A 19,003-nucleotide genomic window follows, 5' to 3' on the forward strand; every position below is an offset into this window, starting at 1 on the left:
TTGAACTCATGAGCGCTCTACACATTATGCGTAATGCCAGTATGCACCAACTCAAAATTGCCGCGGTCCTGATGTGCGCCATTTCCGGCGCCACGACCAGTAGTGTCTGGGCGCAACAAGCTGCTCCTGCCGTGGCCGCCACTCCTGCTGCCAAACCGGCGCCCGTCAAGGGCTTTACGCCACCGGCATCGACCAGCGGCCAGACCATCGATGCGATCGCCGTTGTCGTCAACGACGATGTAATCACCCGCAATGAAGTGGCGGCGCGCATCAAGAGTGTGGAGCAGCGCATGAAGGCGCAGAACGTGCCCCTGCCCGATCCTGCCGACCTGCGCCGCCAGTTGTTGGAGCGCATGATCGTCGAACGCGCGCAGATGCAGCTGGCCAAGGAAATGGGCGTGCGCGTCGATGACCAGACGCTGGACCGCGCCATCGGCCGCATCGCCGAACAGCAAAAAATGACCATCCAGGACTTGCGCAACCAGATGGAAAAGGAAGGCACGCCCTACGCGACCTTCCGCGAGGAAATCCGTGACGAGATCATCATGCAGCGCCTGCGCGAGCATGAAGTCGACGCCAAGATCCAGATTTCGGATTCCGAAGTGGACAACTTCCTGGCTGCGGAAAAAGCCGCCGCCAGCGAGCAGGTCGAGCTGAACCTGGCGCAGATCCTGGTGCGCATCCCGGAAAACTCCAGCCCGGAACAGATCGCCGCGCGCCGCGCGCGTGCCGAGGAAGTGAGCCGCCAGCTGCGCACGGGCGGCGATTTTGCCAAGATGGCCGCCACTTATTCCGACGCCAGCGACGCGCTGAGCGGCGGCGAGATCGGCTGGCGCAACAGCGACCGGCTGCCGCCGCTGTTCACCGAACAATTGCTGAAACTGAAACCTGGCCAGATCACGCCGATTATCAAGAGCAACACCGGTTTCCATATCCTGAAACTGGTGGACCGCCGCAGCGCCGCCGAAGCACAGGCCGTGGCCGCCGTGCAGCAGACGCATGCGCGCCATATCCTGCTGAAAGTGACGCCGACCCTGTCGGCCGCCGAAGCCAAGCGCAAGCTGCTGGAACTGAAGGAGCGCCTCGACAACAAGGCCGCCACGTTCGAAGAACTGGCGCGCCTGTTCGGCACCGACAGCACCGCCAGCAAGGGTGGCGACCTGGGCTGGCTGTATCCGGGCGATACCGTGCCGGAATTCGAAACGGCGATGAATGCGCTGAAACCGGGCGAAGTGAGCCAGCCGGTCGAGTCGAGCTTCGGTTTCCACCTGATCGAAGTGCTGGAACGCAAGAGCGACGATGTCTCGAAAGAGAAGGAGCGCAATGCCGCCCGCAATGCGCTGCGTGAGCGCAAGCTGGAAGAAGCGACGGAAAGCTGGGCGCGCGAAGTGCGCGACCGTGCCTACGTTGAATTCCGCGCCGACGACCAGTAATGCTCACAACCAATACACGCCGCCCGGCCATCGCCATCACCTGTGGCGAACCGGCCGGCGTCGGTCCTGAAATTTCGATCCGCGCGGCCTGGGCCATGCGCAACGAAGCGAACTGCATCCTGCTGGGCGACGCCGCCTTCCTGGCGCTGACGGCCAGCCTGATCGATCCCGAAATCCGCCTGGCGGCCCTGTCGCTGCAGGCGGTGCGCAACAGCGGCCTGCCGAACTTCGGCCCAGGTCGCCTGGCGGTGATCGATATCCCGACCGTCAACAATGTCATCCCTGGCGTACTGGACAAGGACAATGGCCGGGCCGTGCTCGATACGCTCGATACCGCGGTCGAGGGCATCGCCGCCGGCTGGTTCGGCGCGATGGTCACGGCGCCGCTGCAGAAAAGCACCATCAACGACGCCGGCATCGCGTTTACGGGCCACACCGAATACCTGGCCGACAAGACCGGCACCAAACAGGTGGTGATGATGCTGGCCGGCGACCCCGGCCATGGCCAGCCGGTGCTGCGCGTGGCGCTGGCCACCACGCACCTGCCTCTGAAAGACGTGCCGGCCGCGATCACGCTCGACAGCCTGGCCACCACGCTGGACATTATCCACGCCGATCTGCAGAACAAATTCGGCATCGCCGCGCCGCGCATCCTGGTCACCGGCCTGAACCCGCATGCGGGCGAGGGTGGCTACCTGGGCCGTGAAGAGATCGATGTGATCATCCCGGCGATTGCGGCGGCGCGCGCGCGCGGCATCGATGCGCAGGGCCCGTATCCGGCCGACACCCTGTTCCAGCAGAAATACCTGGCCCATGCCGACTGCGTGCTGGCCATGTACCACGACCAGGGCTTGCCGGTGCTGAAGTACGCCACGTTTGGCCGCGGCATCAATGTCACGCTGGGCCTGCCGTTGATCCGCACCTCGGTCGACCATGGCACGGCGCTGGACCTGGCCGCGCAGGGGCTGGGCCTGGCCGATGTCGGCAGCATGGAGCAGGCCTTGCGCACCGCGCGCGACATGCTGCAGGCAAGTACCCCGATCCGAGCGTAGGTCGGGTTAGCCGTCAGGCGTAACCCGACACTGCCCGCTCAACCCATCCCGCCGGCCCGTGCCGGCTTTACCGCATTGATAGAAAACAGATTATGAAACACGTTGCCCGCAAACGCTTTGGCCAGAACTTCCTGCATGACCGCTTCGTCCTCGACGACATCACGGCTGCCATCGCGCCGCAGCCGGACGACGCCATGGTCGAGATCGGCCCCGGCCTGGGCGCGATGACCGAGCAGCTGCTGCGCCATCTGAAGCAGATGCATGTGGTGGAGCTGGACCGCGACCTGATCGTGCGCCTGGAAAAAACCTTCAATCCGGCCAAGCTGACGATCCACTCGGGCGACGCGCTGAAATTCGATTTCGCGCAGATCCCGGTGCCGGAAGGACAAAAACTGCGCATCGTCGGCAACCTGCCGTACAACATCTCCAGCCCGCTGCTATTCCACCTGGCGGACTTTGCGCCGCTGGTGCTGGACCAGCATTTCATGCTGCAGAAGGAAGTGGTCGAGCGCATGGTGGCCGAACCGGGCAGCAAGGCCTATGGCCGCCTGTCGGTGATGCTGCAATGGCGCTACAAGATGTCGCTGCTGTTCATCGTGCCGCCGACCGCCTTCGATCCGCCGCCGAAAGTGGAGTCCGCCATCGTGCGCATGATTCCCGTTGAACAACGTTTGCCGTGCGACCAGGAAACCCTGGAAGCGGTGGTCATGAAGGCGTTCTCGCAGCGCCGCAAGGTGATCCGCAACTGCCTGGCCGGCATGTTTACGGAAGAGCAGATCATCGCCGCCGGCATCGACCCGACCAAACGGCCGGAAACCGTGGGGCTGGAGCAGTATGTGGCGTTGGCGAACCTTTTGAAAGAAGGCGTAAAAGCGTAAAAATGGCGGGCCGGAGACGCGAGCCTGAGAAAATGCCGATGGCGGCGTTGCAGCTTCTCGCCGTACATGCGTACTGTCTTCGTCGCTGCGCCTTGCCCTCGACATTTTTCAGGCCCGCTTGGCCCGGAACGCCTGTGCCGAGTGATGTGGCTTTAATATGCTTTGCTGGTGTGCTGGCAATTCAAAACCACTGGTCGACCTGCTTCAGATCCTGTTTTAACGCCAGAAAGCAGTCATCGACATGGTGGTTGCGGCTGATCTCGTTGCGCCGCATCAGCGCGATCTTGCGCTTGCAGGTGGGCTGGCGCAGTGGCGCCACGTGCAGGTCGTCGTCGTTCAAAAAGGTGGTGTACAGGCTGGGCATCACGCCCACCGCAATGCCGGCGCGCACCACGCCGTACAGCGATTCGCTGTGCACCATCTGATACAGGCTGGACGGATTCAGGCCGTGCTGGCGCAGCGCGCTCGACGCAAACTCCCAGATACTGCCTTTGGTAAATACCACGATCTCCTGGCCCGCCAGCTGGTCCCAGCGCACTTCCTGCAGCGGCGCCAGCACATGGCTGCGCGCCGTGACCAGCACCAGTTCATCCTCGAACAGCCCCACCGTTTCCAGCGACACGGCGCCCGGTACTTCGATGCCCACGCAAAAGTCGAGCTGGCCCGAATGCAGCGCGTGCAGCAGGCCATCGTTGGGCATGTCGGTCAGCATGATCTCCACTTCCTCGCCATGCTGTTCGTTGTAGCGCGCCACCACCACCGCCGTCATGGCCATCGCCGACGGAATCGCGCCGATGCGGATACGATGCCGTCCGCTGCCGATCGCACGCTGGATATCGGCAAAGGTATTGCTGGCCGTATTTAACAAATGGATGGTGTAATCGAGCGCCAGCCGGCCTTCGCGCGTCAGTTCCAGCTGGTGGGTTGTGCGATTAAACAACTTGTTGCCGAGCTGATTTTCCAACAGCTTGATCGAGGCGCTCAGCGCCGGCTGCGTCACGCACAATTCTTGTGCAGCCTTGCTGAAGCTGTTTACACGGGCTAGCGTGGCAAAAGCTTGTAAATGACGTAAGGAAATTTTTTTGTTCAGCTCGTGCATGGATCTGTTTATCAAAAAAAGTAATGGATTTATAAAAATAAACAAATTTTCTTATCCTGCAATTTACCATATTCTGGATTGGTCTTGGCTTGTTATGAAAGCAACATTTTCCTGCAAGCGACAGAATTGCGGTGCCGACACCATCGGCGGTGAGCGTTCCGGGAAGACATTGGTGGTACATAAAAATTCATAAAACTAGTGGATAACTTGAACAGGGCGGCGGCAATGAACAAATGGATGGCGGGAACGATGGTAATGGGTGGCTTGCTGGCGGCGCATGGCGCGGCGCAGGCGCAAAGCAGCGTGCAGGTGTATGGCCTGATCTCGGCCGGCATCGGCTACACCTCGAATGAAAACGGGCGCGACATCACCCATGCGCTGAGCGGCACCAACCAGAATCCGCGCATCGGCTTCCGCGGCCAGGAAGACCTGGGCGACGGCACCAAGGCCTTGTTCGTGCTGGAAAACGGCTTCAATGTCATGACCGGCACGGCGGCGCAAAGCGGGCGGCTGTTCGGCCGCCAGTCGTATGTGGGCCTGTCGAGCAACGACAAGGGCACCCTGACCCTGGGCCGCCAGTACGAAGCGATCAAGGATCTGCTGGGCCCGGTGGTGATCGCCAGTAACGGCGTGCATATCGGCGACAACGACAATGGCTACAACAACCTGCGCGTGCAGAATGCCGTCAAGTATGTCAGCCCGACCATCAACAAGTTCTCGTTCACGGGCCTGTACGGCTTCAGCGAAAACCCGGAAAGCTCGAGCCGCAACCGCGTCTACAGCGCCGGCGCGCAGTACAAGGCCGACGCCTTCAGCTGGGCGCTGGCCTACTCGAAACTCGATCACCCGAACGCGGCCGAATCGCCGAACGGCGCCATCGCCAACGACTACGGCAGCTCGCTGCTGATCTTCAACAAGAGCGCCGTCAAGGGCGTGGGCGTGGACAGCCAGGCCATCGCCGGCACCGGCGGCTTCTATAATGTCGGCAAGACCAAGTTCGGCGCGCTGTACACCAATGTCCGCTACCACTATATGGATCAGAGCAATCTGACCCTGCAGAACGTGGACATCAACCTGAACCACAAGCTGACGGACGCACTGAACCTGGGCGCCTCGTATTTCTTCACCACCGGCAAGTACGACGTGATCAACAAGACGCCGAAATGGCATCAGGTCAACTTCCAGGCCGACTACTTCCTGTCCAAGCGCACGGACGTGGCTATCACCTGGAGCTACCAGAAAGCGGCCGGCGACGCGACGTTTGCGCGCGTGTTCGGTTTCGGCGCTTCGTCGAGCAAGTCGCAGAGCGTGCTGATCCTTGGCATGCGGCATTACTTCTGACATCTGTTTCATCTTTACCGGCGCTGACCGCCAGCGCCGTTCCCTGAAAGGAAGCATCTTGAAAAAATCCCTCATGCTGGCATTGAGCCTCGGCCTTGCCGCGAACGCCGCCCACGCGGAAAAACGCGAGCTGGTCATCTCGGCCTATCCGATAGCCCAGCCCTTGTTCATGAAGTATGTGTACGAGCCGTTCAAGGCCAAATGCGGTTGCGACATCAAGGTGGAAACAGGGAACAACGCCGACCGCATCGCCAAGCTGGTGGTCCACCGCAACAACCCGGTGATCGACCTGGTGCTGCTGTCGGACTCCGGCATGCTGGAAGCGGCGCAAAAGGGCGTGATCCAGAAGATGGATTATGCAAAATTGACCAATTACGGCCAGCTGTACGATGCGGCGAAAAACCCGATCGGCGGCAATTTCGCCGTCGGCTACACGCTGTACTCGGTGGGCCTGGTGTACCGCACCGACAAGGTGGCCCCGCTGACGTCGTGGAAGGACCTGTGGCGCCCCGAATTGAAGGGCCGCGTGGCCCTGCCCGACGTGAGCACCACGCAAGGCCCGCTGATGCTGCGCATGGCCGATGCGGCCTGGGGCGGCAAGACCGACGACTACGCGACCGGCTTTGCCAAGATCGTCGGCCTGAAGGGCAATGTGGTGACGTTCTCGAAAAACAGCGCGCAGCTGGCCGCGCTGTTTGCCCAGGATGAAATCTGGGCCGCGCCGGTGGCGCGCTTTACCTGGTCGCAGATGCTCAAGACGGGCCTGCCGCTGAAGTGGAGCATTCCGGCCGAAGGCCAGGCGGCCGGCATGAACGTGATGGGCATCGTGGCCGGCTCGAAGAACGCCGACCTGGCCTACCAGCTGATGGACTTCTGGCTGTCCAAGGAAGTGCAGACGCAGCTGGCGACCAACCTGGTCGACTCGCCGGTCAACAAGGACGTGCGCCTGTCGGTGGCGGCCGCGCAGTTCAATACCTACGGCCAGGACCAGATCAATTCGCTCAAATTCGTCAAGCCCGAGACCATCCTCAAGCAGCGCTCCGGCTGGATGGAGCAGTGGAACAAGGCCATGAGCAAGTGATGCTGGCTGATCCGAAAAAACGCACCGGCTTGCTGCTGGTGCTGCCGGCGCTGATCTTCATCGTCGTCTGCTTCCTGCTGCCGGTGCTGGCGCTGCTGGTCGACGCCTTCCGCGTTGGCGACGGCCTGCACTGGGGCGTGGACCGCTTTGTCGACTTCTTCTCGCAGGAATTCAACCGCACCATTTTCTGGCGCACCCTGCGCATCGCCGCGCTGGTCACGCTCGCTTCCATCATCCTGGGCTATCCGGCCGCGCAGGCGGTGGCGCGCGTGTCGCCCAAGTGGCGCGGGCTGGTGGTGGGCATGATGATTTTGCCGCTGATGGTCTCGCCGATCGCGCGCACCTATGCGTGGATCGTACTGCTGGGGCGCAATGGCGCCGTCAATGCGGCGCTGGTCAACATGGGTTTTACCGATGAGCCGCTGCGCCTGCTGTTCAGCGAATTTGCCGTGTTTGTCGGCCTGCTGCAGCTGCTGCTGCCGCTGATGCTGATGTCGCTGGCCGGCGCGCTGGAAAACCTGCCGCGCGACGTCGAACCGGCTGCGGCCACCCTGGGCGCCAACCCGTGGCAGGTGTTCTGCAAGGTCACCCTGCCGCTGACGCAGGAAGGCCTGGTGGTCGGCGGCACGCTGGTATTTACGGGCTGCGTGACGGCCTATGTGACGCCGGCCCTCTTGGGCGGCACCAAGGTGCTGATGCTCGAAACCCTGCTCTACCAGAAGGTCAGCGTGGAGAGCGACTTCGGCGCGGCCAATGTGATCGCCGTGATCCTGGTCGCCATGACCCTGGCTGTCAACGCCGGCCTTAAACGTATTTCTTCGAGTCGGAGTTCGGTATGAAAGAAAGCTATTTTTCCCGCGCGGTGTTATGGCTGGTGTTCCTGTTCCTGCTGGGACCCTTCGCCATCGTGCTGCTGGCCGGTTTCTCCGGCGGCGAGACGCTGGCTTTCCCGCCCGAGTCCTACTCGCTGCGCTGGATCCAGGAAGTGTGGGCCGCGCCCGAGTTTCGCCGCGCCTTCCAGACCAGCCTGGAAATCGGCCTGATCGCCACCGTGATCGCGCTGCTGCTGGGCATCCCGGTCGCCTACGCGTTTTCGCGCATGCCGCCACCCGGCATCGGCGTGATCCGCCAGGTGCTCACCTCGCCGCTGATCATTCCCGCCATCCTGGTCGGCCTGGGCCTGCTGCACCATCTGGTACTGACCATCAATGCGCCCGTGTATGCGGGCCTCCTGATCGGCCATATCGCGCTCCTGATTCCGTACTCGGTGCGCGTGGTGTACGCCAGCCTGGTCAACCTGCGCGTGGACATTGAAGACGCCGCCATCACGCTGGGTGCGTCGCGCCTGCGCGCCTTCTTCATGATCGTGCTGCCGAATATCCGCAACGCCGTGATCGCCGCCTTCTTCCTCGCCTTTGTCACCTCGTTCAACCAGGTGCCCGTGTCGCTGTTCCTTACGGGTCCCGGCATCAGCACCTTGCCGATCGAGATGCTGGGCCATATGGAAAACAGTTTCGATCCGTCGATCGCCGCCCTGTCGACCCTGCTGGTCCTGTTCACCATGGCCTTCGTGATGGTGACCGAGAAGGTCCTGGGCATTTCAAAATACATGTAAGGCACATACCATGAGTTATCTGGAACTGCACAAGCTGAACCTCGGCTACGCGAAGAACACGACCTCCGTGAAAGACCTGGACCTGCAGGTGGAGCAGGGCGAACTGATTTCGCTCTTGGGCCCCAGCGGCTGCGGCAAGACCACCACCATGCGCGCGATCGCCGGCCTGATGCCGCTGCAGTCGGGCCGCATCGTGCTCGACGGGCGCGAGATCGGCAAGCTGGCGCCGAACAAACGCAATATCGGCATGGTATTCCAGTCGTATGCGCTGTTCCCGCACCTGAACGTGTACGACAATATCGCCTTCGGCCTGCGCCTGCGCAAGGTCGCGCCAGCGCAGATCAGGAGCAAGGTGGAGGCGGTGATCGCCGCCGTCGGCCTGACCGGTTTCGAGACGCGCCTGCCGGCGCAGATGTCCGGTGGGCAGCAGCAGCGCGTGGCGCTGGCGCGCGCCATCGTGGTCGAACCGGCCCTGCTGCTGCTGGACGAGCCGCTGTCGAACCTGGACGCCAAGCTGCGCGTGCAGATGCGCGCCGAGCTGCGCCGCATCCAGCGCGAGCTGGGCATCACCATGCTGTACGTCACCCACGACCAGGAAGAAGCGCTGGCGCTGTCCGACCGCATCGTCGTCATGAACGGCGGGCGCATCGAGCAGCTGGCCGCACCGGAGGCCGTGTTCAACACGCCGTCGACGCGCTTTGTGGCCAACTTCATGGGCTTTGAAAACCTGTTCGACTACCGCGACGGCGCGCTGCACCACGCCGGCGCCAGCCTGCCGTACACGGCGCCCGTAAGCACCGGCACCACGGTGCTGGGCTGGCGTCCGGACCGCGTGCGCGTCTGTGCGGCCGACGATGCCGCCGGTACCTATCCCGGCACCGTGCTGGCACGGGGTTTTTTGGGTGACACCGTCGAATACCTGCTGCAAACCCCGCTGGGTCCCGTCAAGGGCATCTGCGCGGCCCATGGCGCGGCCTGGCGCGAAGGCACGGCCGTGTCGTTCGTGCTGCCGTCAGACAGCGCGCTGTGCCTGGCCGCGTAAAAGGAAAAAACATGCACAAGGCCCTGAAAAAAATCTGGCTCGACACCGACCCCGGCTTCGACGACTGGCTGACCATGCTGCTGCTGGGCAGCAACCCGGAGATCGACTGGCTGGGCGTGAGCATCGTCACCGGCAATGCGCCGGTTGATATCACCTACGACAATGCGCTGCGCATCAAGGCGCATGACGGCCTGAGCGTACCGATCTACCGCGGCTGCGAACAGCCGCTGGCCGGCGCCATCGAAACGGCGCAGCGCATTCTCGGCGACAGCGGCATGCCGACCACCGGCGACATCCTGCCACCGGGCGCGGCGAGCGATGCACCCGGCCATGCGGTCGATGCGCTGATCGCCGCCGTGCGCGCCCATCCGGGCGAGATCACGCTGATCGCGATCGCGCCGATGACCAATATCGCCACCGCGCTGGCAAAGGCGCCCGATATCGCCGGCAAGATTGTCGAGATCATCCTGATGGGCGGCTCGACCGACCAGGGCAACCATACGGCGGCGGCCGAATTCAATATCTATGCCGATCCGGAAGCGGCCGACGTGGTATTCAGGGCCGGCATCCCGCTGCGCATGTTCGGGTTGAACCTGTGCCGCCAGCTGCTGGTCACCAGCGTGGAAGTGGAGCGCCTGCGCGCGCTCGGCACGCCGCGCGCCACCATGCTGGCCGGCTACCTGGAAGCGTATGTGCGCATCAGGAGCGTTGATGGTTCCGTGCCGATGCCGATGTACGACCCGGTGGTGGCTTTGTTCCTGGAAGCGCCGCACCTGTTCCAGTTTTTGCCGGCCCACGTGGCCATCGAACTGAAAGGCGAGCTGACGCGCGGCATGACGGTGTGCGAGTTCCGCGTGCCGCGCCGTGCGCCCGTGACCACCCAGGTGGCGCACCTGGCCGACGGCCCGGCCGCGATCGAACTGCTGATGCAACGCCTGTCGGCCATCCTCGCCTGACCGGCTAACCTTTATACGAAACGAGTCATGTCGAATTCTCCCCTGAGCCTCGAACAGTTTGTCCGCGCCATTCCCAAGGTGGAGCTGCATTGCCATCTGTTCGGCACGGTGCGCCAGGATACCTTCCGCGCGCTGGCCGCCAAGACGAATAACGTCGTCACGCCCGAAGAGATCGATGCGTTCTATACGCGCGGCGAGAAGCCGGTGGGCGTGCTGCGCGTGCTGCGCGCGCTCGACGCGCATCTGATCGTGGCGCCGGCCGACCTGTATTGCCTGACCTACGAATACCTGGAAGACGCGCACAGCCACGGCGTGCGCTATGCGGAGTTTTTCTGGAACCCGACCGGCACCGTGCGCGTGTCGGGCATCCGCTACGAGGCAGCGCAGGACGCCATCGTGGCGGCGATCCGCGACGCCCGGCGCGACTTCGGCGTGATCGGCCGGCTGATCCCCAGCATCGACCGCGAAGCGCCGCCCGAGGAAGCGCTGCAGATGGTGGAATGGATGAAGGAATTCCGCGCGCCGGAAGTGATCGGCATCGGCATCGACTACCGTGAAAACGACAGGCCGCCGGAACTGTTCCTGCAAGCCTACCGCGCCGCGCGCGAAGCCGGCTTCAAGTGCACCGCGCATGCGGGTGAATTCGGCATGCCGTGGATGAACGTGGCCACCGCCGTCGATGCACTGAAGGTGGACCGGGTCGACCACGGCTACACCATCGTCGACAACCCGGAGCTGGCGCGCCAGTATGCCGAACGTGGCCTGGTATTTACGGTGGTGCCGACCAATTCCTACTACCTGCGCACGCTGGCGCCCGAGCGCTGGGCGCTCGACCATCCGATCCGCGCGATGGCGAAACTGGGCCTGAAACTGCACCCGAATACGGACGATCCGACCCTGCACCACGTGACGCCAACCGGCGCCTGGCTGATGATGCGCGAGTTCGGTTTCGGCATCGACGACATGCGCGCTTTCATGCTCAACGGCCTCGATGGCGCGTGGATCGACGAGGCCACGCGGCAGGCCTGGCGCACCGAGTTTGCCGCCACCTTCGATGCACTGCGCGCGCGCCTGGTGGAGTAACTGAAGACGTTCTGCGGGCGGAGCATGTCGGATTACGCCTTCGGCTAATCCGACCTGCGGTCCATTCACCCGAACGGTGAACATCGTGGGGCGGGGCATGCCCGCGCACCCGGACATCGAACATGGTGGGGCGGTGCATGCCCGTGCACGCGGACATTGAACATTGTGAGGCGGGGCATGCCCGTGCACCCGGACATCGAACATTGTGAGGCGGCGTAGGTCGGATTAGGTGCGAAGCACCGTAATCCGACAACATCGTTGACGCATGCAAGGCCGAATCAGGTGCGAAGCACCGTAATCCGACAACATCGTCGACGCATGCATGCTCGCATCACGCCGATGGCGCGGGCCTGGGCGCCAGCAGCGACGGAAACGCGCGCTGCGGGCAGGCCTGGCGCTCGCACACCTTGCAGCCGGTGCCGATCGGCGTGGCGCCCTGCGGGTCGTGCAGGTCGAGTCCTTTCGAGTAGATCAGCCGGTGCGCCTGGGAGATATCGCAGCCCAGCGCCACGGCGAAGGTCTTGCCCGGCGCCCGGAAACCCGGCGCGCCGGTGCTGACCTGGCGCGCAATCCACAGATACGTGCAGCCGTCCGGCATGCTGGCCACCTGCGTCAGCACCTGGCCCGGGTGGCTGAAGGCGTCGTAGACGATCCACAGCGGACAGGTGCCGCCGACCCGTGAAAAGTGAAAATCGGTGGCCGACTGGCGCTTTGACACATTGCCGGCCCGGTCGACGCGCACGAAAAAGAATGGCAGTCCCGCCGCCCCGGGGCGCTGCAGGGTACTGAGGCGATGGCAGACGGCCTCGAAGCCCACGCCGAACTGGTGCGCCAGGCGTTCGATATCCCAGGCGCGGCTTTCGGCCGCCTGCAGGAAGCGCTGGTACGGCATCAAGAGAGCGCCGGCAAAATAATTCGAGAACGCCAGCCGCGCGCTGCTCTGCGCGCCGGCGCCGGAAAACCCGGCCGCCAGCACCAGCGCGTCGATCAGCGAGCTGTGTTCGAGCAGGCTGATTTGCGCCGCCATCTGGAACGCGCGCTGGCCACCCGTCAGGGTATCGGGCAGCCACAGGATTTTCTGCTGCGCGTCGTAGCGGTGCTTGCGCACCATGCCGGCGTCGCCATCGGTCAGCTGCACGCGGATGCCGTGCCGTTCTTGCAGGCGTGCCTGCAGCGCGTCGCGCGTGCGCAGCCGGGGATCGAGTTCTTCCGACACCAGTTCCGCCGCCTGGTCCAGTTCATCGATATAGTTCTGGCGCCGGTTCAGGTATTCGCGCACCTCCTCATCGGTCGATGGCGCCAGCGCCAGGGTGCTGTCGCCGCGGCTGCCATCGTCGAGGCGCGCGGCCAGCGTATCGGCCCGCTCCGCCATCACGCGGTAGCGCCGCTGCAGCAGCAGGATAGAGCGCGCCAGTTCCGGCATATTCTCCACCAGCATTTTCAGTTCCGCCATCGAGGTCGGCGGCGCGTCCGGCAGTTCGCCGAATACATCGCGCACGTCGGCCACAAGGCTGGCGCTGTCGTGCTCGGAAAAGATTTGCGGATCGACGCCCAGCACGGTGCCGATACGCAGCAAAATCGGCACCGTCAGCGGGCGCTGGTTGCGCTCCATCTGGTTCAGGTAGCTGGGCGAGATGCCCAGCGACTTGGCCAGCGCCACCTGCGTCATGCGCCGTTCCTCGCGCAGCCGCTGCAGGCGCACGCCCATGAATACCTTGGCCACTGTTGTCTCCTGTGGAATCTGCAAATTTGCAATCTTTGCAGATTAACAGAACTGGCTTGGCAATATCTCGCATTTTCACGCCTTGTACGGCCACGTCAATGTGCGAATAATGCAAACACGAACTTCCCATAAAACCAGGAGACACGCGTGACCCAAGCAACTGCCGCAGCAAGCATTCCAACCGTCCCCCTTTTGATCAATGGCGAGTGGGTGGAATCAAACACCACCGTCTGGCGCGATGTCGTCAATCCGGCCACCCAGGAAGTGCTGGCCCGCGTGCCGTTCGCCACGCCCGATGAAGTCAACGCGGCGATTGCCTCGGCCCAGCGCGCTTTCAAAACCTGGCGCAAGACGCCGATCGGCGCGCGCGCCCGCATCTTCCTGAAACTGCAGCAGCTGATCCGCGAAAACATGGCGGAGCTGGCCGCGACCCTGACGATGGAACAGGGCAAGACCCTGCTCGACGCCGAAGGCGATGTATTCCGCGGCCTGGAGGTGGTGGAACACGCGGCCAATATCGGCACGCTGCAGATGGGCGAATATGCGCAGAACGTGGCCGGCGGCGTCGACACCTATAGCGTGCTGCAGCCACTGGGCGTGTGCGCCGGCATTACCCCGTTCAACTTCCCCGCCATGATCCCGCTGTGGATGTTCCCGATGGCGATCGCCTGCGGCAATACCTTCGTGTTGAAGCCATCCGAGCAGGACCCGCTGGTAACGGAAAAACTGGTGCGCCTGGCGCTGCAGGCCGGCATTCCGGCTGGCGTGCTGAACGTCATTCATGGCGGCGAAGACGTGGTCAACGCGCTGTGCGACCACCCCGATATCAAGGCGATCTCGTTTGTCGGTTCCAGCAAGGTCGGCACCCATGTGTACCAGCGCGCCAGCCTCAATGGCAAGCGCGCGCAGTGCATGATGGGCGCCAAGAACCACGCCGTGGTGCTGCCGGATGCCAACAAGGAGCAGACCCTGAACCAATTGCTGGGCGCCGGCTTCGGCGCGGCTGGCCAGCGCTGCATGGCGGCCTCGGTGGCCGTGCTGGTGGGCGAGGCGCGCGACTGGCTGCCGGAACTGTCCGCCAAGGCGCAGACCCTGACGGTGGGCGCCGGCAAGGACAATCCCGACCTCGGTCCCGTGATCTCGTGCGCGGCAAAAGAGCGCGTGTTCGGCCTGATCGCCAAGGGCGTGGAGCAGGGCGCAACGCTGACGCTCGATGGGCGCGACGTGAAGGTCGATGGCTATCCGAACGGCAACTTTGTCGGACCCACGATTCTGTCGGGCGTCAAGCCCGGCATGATCGTGTATGACCAGGAAATCTTTGGCCCGGTGCTGATCGTGGTCGAAGTCGACACGCTCGACGAAGCGATTGAACTGGTCAACGCCAATCCGAACGGCAATGGCACGGCGCTGTTTACCCAGAGCGGCGCGGCCGCGCGCTACTTCCAGGAGGAGATCGACGTGGGGCAGGTGGGCATCAATGTGCCGATTCCCGTGCCGGTGCCGCTGTTCAGCTTTACTGGTTCGCGCGGCTCCAAGCTGGGCGACCTGGGCCCGTTCGGCAAGCAGGTGGTGCTGTTCTACACGCAGACGCAGACGATTACCCAGCGCTGGTTCACGGATTCGGCTTCGGTGGGCAAGGTCAACACCACCATCAGCCTCAAGTAAGGAGCGCCCCATGGACTTTGAACTGAGCGACGAGCAGCGCGAGTTCCAGGACGCCGCGCGTGCGTTTGCCGCCGGCGAACTGGCGCCGCATGCGGCGCACTGGGATGCGGAAGCGATCTTTCCCGTCGAGACGATCGCCAAAGCGGGCGAGATGGGATTTTGCGGCCTGTACACGCCGCAGCGCTGGGGCGGCCTGGGCCTGTCGCGCCAGGATGCGGCCATCGTGTTCGAGGAACTGGCCGGCGGCTGCACCTCGACCACCGCGTATATCACCATCCACAACATGGCCACCTGGATGCTGTCGCGCTGGGGCCAGGAAACGCTGTGCGACGAGTGGGTGCCGGCGCTGGCAGCTGGACAGAAGCTGGCCAGCTACTGCCTGACGGAGCCGCAGTCGGGGTCCGACGCGGCTTCGCTGCGTACCAGAGCGGTCAGGGAGGGCGACCAGTATGTTCTCAACGGCACGAAAGCATTCATCTCCGGCGCGGGCCAGACGCACATGCTGATCGTGATGGCGCGCACCGGCGGCGACGGCGCGGGCGGCATCTCGGCGTTTGCCGTGCCGGCCGACCTGCCCGGCATCGTGTACGGCAAGAAGGAAGAAAAGATGGGCTGGAACAGCCAGCCCACGCGCATCATCAGCTTCGATAACGTGCGCGTGCCGGCAGCAAATCTGCTGGGCGCCGAAGGCGAAGGCTTTGCGATTGCCATGAAGGGCATCGATGGCGGGCGCATCAATATTGCCGTGTGTTCGGTCGGCACGGCGCAGGCGGCCCTGACGCGCGCGCAGGGTTACATGCAGGAGCGCAAGCAGTTCGGCCGCGAGCTGGCGCAGTTCCAGGCGCTGCAGTTCAAGCTGGCCGACATGCTGACCGAACTGGTGGCGGCGCGCCAGATGGTGCGCCTGGCTGCCTGGAAACTCGACCAGCAAAGTCCCGATGCCTCCGCCTACTGCGCCATGGCCAAGCGCTTTGCCACCGATATCGGTTTCAATGTCTGCAACGAAGCGCTGCAGCTGCATGGCGGCTACGGCTACATACGCGAGTATCCGCTTGAGCGCCATGTGCGCGACACGCGGGTACACCAGATCCTGGAAGGGACCAATGAAATCATGCGCCTGATTATTGCGCGCGCGATCCTGAAAGACGGCGCCACGGAGACTTTACGATGACTAACGATACAAACAAGATTTATAGCAATTTAGTAGTGGAACGCCACAACCATGTGGTGCAGGTGACGCTGGACAATCCACCGGCCCATACCTGGACCCTGGCCAGCCTGCGCGCCCTGACCGAGCTGGTGGCCGACCTGAATGCGGACAACGATGTGTACGCGCTGGTGATCACGGGCGGCGGCGCGAAGTTCTTCTCGGCCGGCGCCGACCTGAAACTGTTTGCCGACGGCGACAAGGACATGGCCTTCAATATGGCGGCTGCGTTTGGCGAGGCGTTCGAGGCGCTGTCGGCGTATCGCGGCGTCAGCATTGCCGCCATCAATGGCTATGCGATGGGCGGCGGGCTCGAATGCGCACTGGCCTGCGATATCCGCATCGCCGAAGAGCATGCGCAGATGGCCTTGCCGGAAGCATCGGTGGGCCTGCTGCCGTGCGCGGGCGGCACGCAGATTTTGCCATGGCTGGTCGGCGAAGGCTGGGCCAAGCGCATGATTTTATGTGGCGAGCGGGTCGATGCGGCCAAAGCCCTGGCGATCGGCCTGGTCGAGGAAGTCGTGCCCACCGGCAAAGCATTGTCGACCGCGCTGGCGCTGGCGGCCAAAGTGGCGCGCCAGAGCCCGGGCAGCGTGGCGGCGTCCAAATCGCTGATCCAGGGCGCGCGCAGCAAACCTCTGGCGCAGTCGCTGCCCGATGAGCGCACGCTGTTCCTGGGCCTGTTCGAAACGCAGGACCAGAAAGAGGGCGTGCAGGCCTTTCTGGAAAAACGCACGGCGGAGTGGAAGAATGGTTGAAGCTATCCTGATTGACACTGTCAAAATTGAAGAGCGCGATTGCCCGGGCGGCATGAAGCTGGGCGTGATCACGCTCGACGCACCGAAGTCCTTGCATGCGCTGAACCTGGACATGATACGCGCCATCGACGGCGCGCTGCTGCGCTGGATGGATGACGCCAGCATCGCCTGCGTGGTGCTGCAGTCGTCGACCGACAAGGCGTTTTGCGCCGGCGGCGATGTGCGCAGCCTGCGCACGGCCGTGGCCGAGCAGCCTGGCGTGGTGCCGAACCCGCAGGCGCTGGCGTTTTTTGCCGAAGAGTACCGTCTCGATCATCGCATCCATACCTATGCGAAACCGCTGCTGGTGTGGGGCGGCGGCATCGTCATGGGCGGCGGCCTGGGGCTGATGGCGGGCGCCAGCCACCGCGTGGTAACGGAAACCACGCGCATCGCCATGCCGGAAATTACGATTGGCCTGTTCCCCGATGTGGGCGGCAGCTGGTTCCTGGGGCGCATGCCGGGCCGCAGCGGCCTGTTCCTGGGCCTGACGGGCGCGCCGATGAACGCGGCTGACGCGCTGTTTGCCGGCCTCGGCGATTATTTCCTGCAGCAGGACGCGCGCGAGCCGGTGCTGGACGCACTGGCGCAAGCCTCATGGCGGGCAGATCCGCAAGCGAACCGCCAGCAGCTCGACCGCCTGCTGCGCAGCTTTGCCGCGCCGGCATCCTTGCTGCCCGTGTCGGAAGTGCGCGCCAATTTCGACGCCATCGCCAGCCTGACGCAGGCGCCGACCTTGCAGGAAGTGGTGGCGGCGATTGCCGCCTATGCGGGCGATTCCGCCTGGCTGCAAAAGGCGGCCCATTCGCTGGCAAAAGGCGCTCCCAGTTCGGCCGCGCTGGTATGGGCCATGCGCGAGCGCACGCGCCACCTGAGCCTGGCGCAAGTATTCCAGCTGGAACTGATCGTCGCGGTGCAGTGCTGCGCGCATCCCGACTTTGCCGAAGGCGTGCGCGCGCTGCTGATCGACAAGGACGGTGCGCCGCAATGGCAGCCGGCCAGCCTGGGCGAGCTGGGCGAGCGCTATCTGAACGAATATTTCCAGGCGCCGTGGGCCACGCATCCGCTGGCCGACCTGGCATAACAAGACACGAGGAGACACCATGCAACATATCGCTTTTATTGGCCTGGGCAACATGGGGGCGCCGATGGCGCGCAACTTGGTGGCGGCCGGCTTTCATGTATCGGTATTCGACCTGGCCCCCGAGGCCGTCGCTTCGCTGGTCGAGGCGGGCGCCACCGCTGCGCCGTCCGCCAGCGCCGCCGTGCAGACGGCCGACGCCGTCATCACCATGCTGCCGGCCAACAAGCATGTGCAGGAGCTGTATCTGGCCGAGGGCGGCGTGCTCGATTCGGCCAGGGCGGGCGCACTGCTGATCGATTGCAGCACGATTGCCGCCGACGTGGCGCGCCAGGTGGCGCAGGCAGCTTCCGCGCGCGGCTTTGCCATGCTCGACGCACCGGTGTCGGGCGGCACGGCTGGCGCGCAAGCCGGCACGCTGACCTTTATCGTCGGCGGCAGCGCGGAGGCCTTGCTGCGGGCACGGCCGCTGCTGGAAAAAATGGGCAAGAATATCTTCCATGCGGGCGACGCTGGCGCTGGCCAGGTGGCCAAGATCTGCAACAACATGCTGCTGGGAGTCTTGATGGCCGGCACGGCCGAGGCCCTGAACCTGGGCGTGGCGCACGGGCTCGATCCGGCCGTGCTGTCCGATATCATGGCCAAGAGTTCGGGGCGCAACTGGACTCTGGAGGTGTATAACCCATGGCCGGGGGTGATGGAAAATGCGCCCGCGTCGCGCAACTACGCTGGCGGCTTCGGCACATCGCTGATGCTGAAAGACCTGGGACTGGCGCAGCAGGCCAGCCTGTCGGTGAGCGCCGCCACGCCCCTGGGCGGCCTGGTGCGCCAGCTGTATCAGCTGCATGCGCAGGCTGGTCATGGCCAGCAGGACTTTTCCAGCATCGTGCAGCTGTTCCAGCCGGAGACCGGTAAACACGCCGCCTGAATTCTGGGCAAAAAAAAGCCCG

The 19,003-nt window shown here is 63.9% G+C and carries 18 protein-coding genes and 1 pseudogene; 16 read left to right on the forward strand and 3 right to left on the reverse strand.

Annotated elements, in window-relative coordinates:
• Nucleotides 1–41: 41 nt before the first annotated feature.
• From RTQ46_RS16265 to rsmA, 3 genes are all read left to right on the forward strand, one after another.
• Nucleotides 42–1,433 (forward strand): peptidylprolyl isomerase, encoded by a 1,392-nt coding sequence (locus RTQ46_RS16265; RefSeq protein ID WP_312438133.1) that lies wholly within the window; start codon nt 42–44, stop codon nt 1,431–1,433.
• Nucleotides 1,433–2,485, forward strand: a complete 1,053-nt coding sequence (gene pdxA, locus RTQ46_RS16270; RefSeq protein ID WP_312438134.1) for a 4-hydroxythreonine-4-phosphate dehydrogenase PdxA — start codon at nt 1,433–1,435, stop codon at nt 2,483–2,485. The genes RTQ46_RS16265 and pdxA overlap by 1 nt, the downstream gene beginning before the upstream one ends.
• 92 nt (nt 2,486–2,577) lie before the next feature.
• Complete coding sequence (gene rsmA / locus RTQ46_RS16275) at nt 2,578–3,363, forward strand: 16S rRNA (adenine(1518)-N(6)/adenine(1519)-N(6))-dimethyltransferase RsmA (protein ID WP_312438136.1); 786 nt, start codon at nt 2,578–2,580, stop codon at nt 3,361–3,363.
• A 181-nt stretch (nt 3,364–3,544) separates the two neighbouring features.
• Here rsmA and RTQ46_RS16280 read toward each other — a convergent pair whose 3' ends face one another.
• The gene (locus tag RTQ46_RS16280) at nt 3,545–4,198 is read right to left on the reverse strand and encodes a LysR family transcriptional regulator substrate-binding protein (RefSeq protein ID WP_409518346.1); all 654 of its coding nucleotides are present in this window, start codon (nt 4,196–4,198) and stop codon (nt 3,545–3,547) included.
• Here RTQ46_RS16280 and RTQ46_RS27140 point away from each other — a divergent pair.
• Nucleotides 4,158–4,244, forward strand: a complete 87-nt coding sequence (locus RTQ46_RS27140) for a hypothetical protein (protein ID WP_409518347.1) — start codon at nt 4,158–4,160, stop codon at nt 4,242–4,244. The genes RTQ46_RS16280 and RTQ46_RS27140 overlap by 41 nt on opposite strands.
• A 71-nt stretch (nt 4,245–4,315) precedes the next feature.
• Here the strand turns inward: RTQ46_RS27140 and RTQ46_RS27145 are convergent.
• Nucleotides 4,316–4,462: pseudogene (locus tag RTQ46_RS27145) on the reverse strand (LysR family transcriptional regulator); the annotation flags it as partial.
• Nucleotides 4,463–4,687: 225 nt separating this feature from the next.
• Here RTQ46_RS27145 and RTQ46_RS16285 point away from each other — a divergent pair.
• Genes RTQ46_RS16285 through RTQ46_RS16315 form a run of 7 tightly spaced genes read left to right on the forward strand, consistent with a single transcriptional unit; the run spans nt 4,688 to nt 11,580 of the window.
• Nucleotides 4,688–5,803: a porin gene (locus RTQ46_RS16285; RefSeq protein WP_312438139.1), complete on the forward strand. Its 1,116-nt coding sequence runs from the start codon at nt 4,688–4,690 to the stop codon at nt 5,801–5,803.
• A gap of 58 nt (nt 5,804–5,861) precedes the next feature.
• Nucleotides 5,862–6,884, forward strand: a complete 1,023-nt coding sequence (locus RTQ46_RS16290; RefSeq protein ID WP_312438140.1) for an ABC transporter substrate-binding protein — start codon at nt 5,862–5,864, stop codon at nt 6,882–6,884.
• Complete coding sequence (locus RTQ46_RS16295) at nt 6,860–7,723, forward strand: ABC transporter permease (protein ID WP_312438141.1); 864 nt, start codon at nt 6,860–6,862, stop codon at nt 7,721–7,723. Before RTQ46_RS16290 ends, RTQ46_RS16295 begins: the two co-directional genes overlap by 25 nt.
• Nucleotides 7,720–8,499, forward strand: coding sequence for an ABC transporter permease (locus tag RTQ46_RS16300; RefSeq protein ID WP_312438142.1), 780 nt, complete (start codon nt 7,720–7,722; stop codon nt 8,497–8,499). The genes RTQ46_RS16295 and RTQ46_RS16300 overlap by 4 nt, the downstream gene beginning before the upstream one ends.
• Nucleotides 8,500–8,509: 10 nt before the next feature.
• Nucleotides 8,510–9,541, forward strand: coding sequence for an ABC transporter ATP-binding protein (locus RTQ46_RS16305; protein WP_312438143.1), 1,032 nt, complete (start codon nt 8,510–8,512; stop codon nt 9,539–9,541).
• Nucleotides 9,542–9,552: 11 nt separating this feature from the next.
• Complete coding sequence (locus RTQ46_RS16310; protein ID WP_312438144.1) at nt 9,553–10,497, forward strand: nucleoside hydrolase; 945 nt, start codon at nt 9,553–9,555, stop codon at nt 10,495–10,497.
• A 27-nt stretch (nt 10,498–10,524) separates the two neighbouring features.
• Nucleotides 10,525–11,580, forward strand: coding sequence for an adenosine deaminase (locus RTQ46_RS16315; RefSeq protein ID WP_312438145.1), 1,056 nt, complete (start codon nt 10,525–10,527; stop codon nt 11,578–11,580).
• 331 nt (nt 11,581–11,911) lie between these two features.
• On the opposite strand, the gene RTQ46_RS16320 is transcribed toward RTQ46_RS16315, so the two are convergent.
• Complete coding sequence (locus RTQ46_RS16320) at nt 11,912–13,303, reverse strand: short-chain fatty acyl-CoA regulator family protein (RefSeq protein ID WP_312438147.1); 1,392 nt, start codon at nt 13,301–13,303, stop codon at nt 11,912–11,914.
• A gap of 147 nt (nt 13,304–13,450) precedes the next feature.
• Here RTQ46_RS16320 and RTQ46_RS16325 point away from each other — a divergent pair, with 147 nt between their 5' ends.
• Genes RTQ46_RS16325 through mmsB form a run of 5 tightly spaced genes read left to right on the forward strand, consistent with a single transcriptional unit; the run spans nt 13,451 to nt 18,981 of the window.
• Entirely contained in the window at nt 13,451–14,968 is a 1,518-nt protein-coding gene (locus tag RTQ46_RS16325; RefSeq protein WP_312438149.1) for a CoA-acylating methylmalonate-semialdehyde dehydrogenase, read from the forward strand.
• Nucleotides 14,969–14,978: 10 nt separating this feature from the next.
• Complete coding sequence (locus RTQ46_RS16330; RefSeq protein ID WP_312438150.1) at nt 14,979–16,139, forward strand: acyl-CoA dehydrogenase family protein; 1,161 nt, start codon at nt 14,979–14,981, stop codon at nt 16,137–16,139.
• Nucleotides 16,136–16,933 (forward strand): enoyl-CoA hydratase, encoded by a 798-nt coding sequence (locus RTQ46_RS16335; protein ID WP_312438151.1) that lies wholly within the window; start codon nt 16,136–16,138, stop codon nt 16,931–16,933. The genes RTQ46_RS16330 and RTQ46_RS16335 overlap by 4 nt, the downstream gene beginning before the upstream one ends.
• Nucleotides 16,926–18,056, forward strand: a complete 1,131-nt coding sequence (locus RTQ46_RS16340) for an enoyl-CoA hydratase/isomerase family protein (RefSeq protein WP_312438152.1) — start codon at nt 16,926–16,928, stop codon at nt 18,054–18,056. The genes RTQ46_RS16335 and RTQ46_RS16340 overlap by 8 nt, the downstream gene beginning before the upstream one ends.
• Entirely contained in the window at nt 18,034–18,981 is a 948-nt protein-coding gene (gene mmsB, locus RTQ46_RS16345; protein WP_409518348.1) for a 3-hydroxyisobutyrate dehydrogenase, read from the forward strand. Before RTQ46_RS16340 ends, mmsB begins: the two co-directional genes overlap by 23 nt.
• Nucleotides 18,982–19,003 lie beyond the last annotated feature (22 nt).

Source organism: Janthinobacterium sp., assembly GCF_031995485.1.
GTDB lineage: Bacteria > Pseudomonadota > Gammaproteobacteria > Burkholderiales > Burkholderiaceae_D > Janthinobacterium.

Bases quoted from the DNA above. Each gene is read 5' to 3' on its own strand.
- RTQ46_RS16265 (WP_312438133.1), top strand. From the start codon at position 42: ATGCACCAACTCAAAATTGCCGCGGTCCTGATGTGCGCCATTTCCGGC.
- pdxA (WP_312438134.1), top strand. From the start codon at position 1,433: ATGCTCACAACCAATACACGCCGCCCGGCCATCGCCATCACCTGTGGC.
- rsmA (WP_312438136.1), top strand. From the start codon at position 2,578: ATGAAACACGTTGCCCGCAAACGCTTTGGCCAGAACTTCCTGCATGAC.
- RTQ46_RS27140 (WP_409518347.1), top strand. From the start codon at position 4,158: ATGCGGATACGATGCCGTCCGCTGCCGATCGCACGCTGGATATCGGCA.
- RTQ46_RS16285 (WP_312438139.1), top strand. From the start codon at position 4,688: ATGAACAAATGGATGGCGGGAACGATGGTAATGGGTGGCTTGCTGGCG.
- RTQ46_RS16300 (WP_312438142.1), top strand. From the start codon at position 7,720: ATGAAAGAAAGCTATTTTTCCCGCGCGGTGTTATGGCTGGTGTTCCTG.
- RTQ46_RS16305 (WP_312438143.1), top strand. From the start codon at position 8,510: ATGAGTTATCTGGAACTGCACAAGCTGAACCTCGGCTACGCGAAGAAC.
- RTQ46_RS16310 (WP_312438144.1), top strand. From the start codon at position 9,553: ATGCACAAGGCCCTGAAAAAAATCTGGCTCGACACCGACCCCGGCTTC.
- RTQ46_RS16315 (WP_312438145.1), top strand. From the start codon at position 10,525: ATGTCGAATTCTCCCCTGAGCCTCGAACAGTTTGTCCGCGCCATTCCC.
- RTQ46_RS16330 (WP_312438150.1), top strand. From the start codon at position 14,979: ATGGACTTTGAACTGAGCGACGAGCAGCGCGAGTTCCAGGACGCCGCG.
- RTQ46_RS16335 (WP_312438151.1), top strand. From the start codon at position 16,136: ATGACTAACGATACAAACAAGATTTATAGCAATTTAGTAGTGGAACGC.
- RTQ46_RS16340 (WP_312438152.1), top strand. From the start codon at position 16,926: ATGGTTGAAGCTATCCTGATTGACACTGTCAAAATTGAAGAGCGCGAT.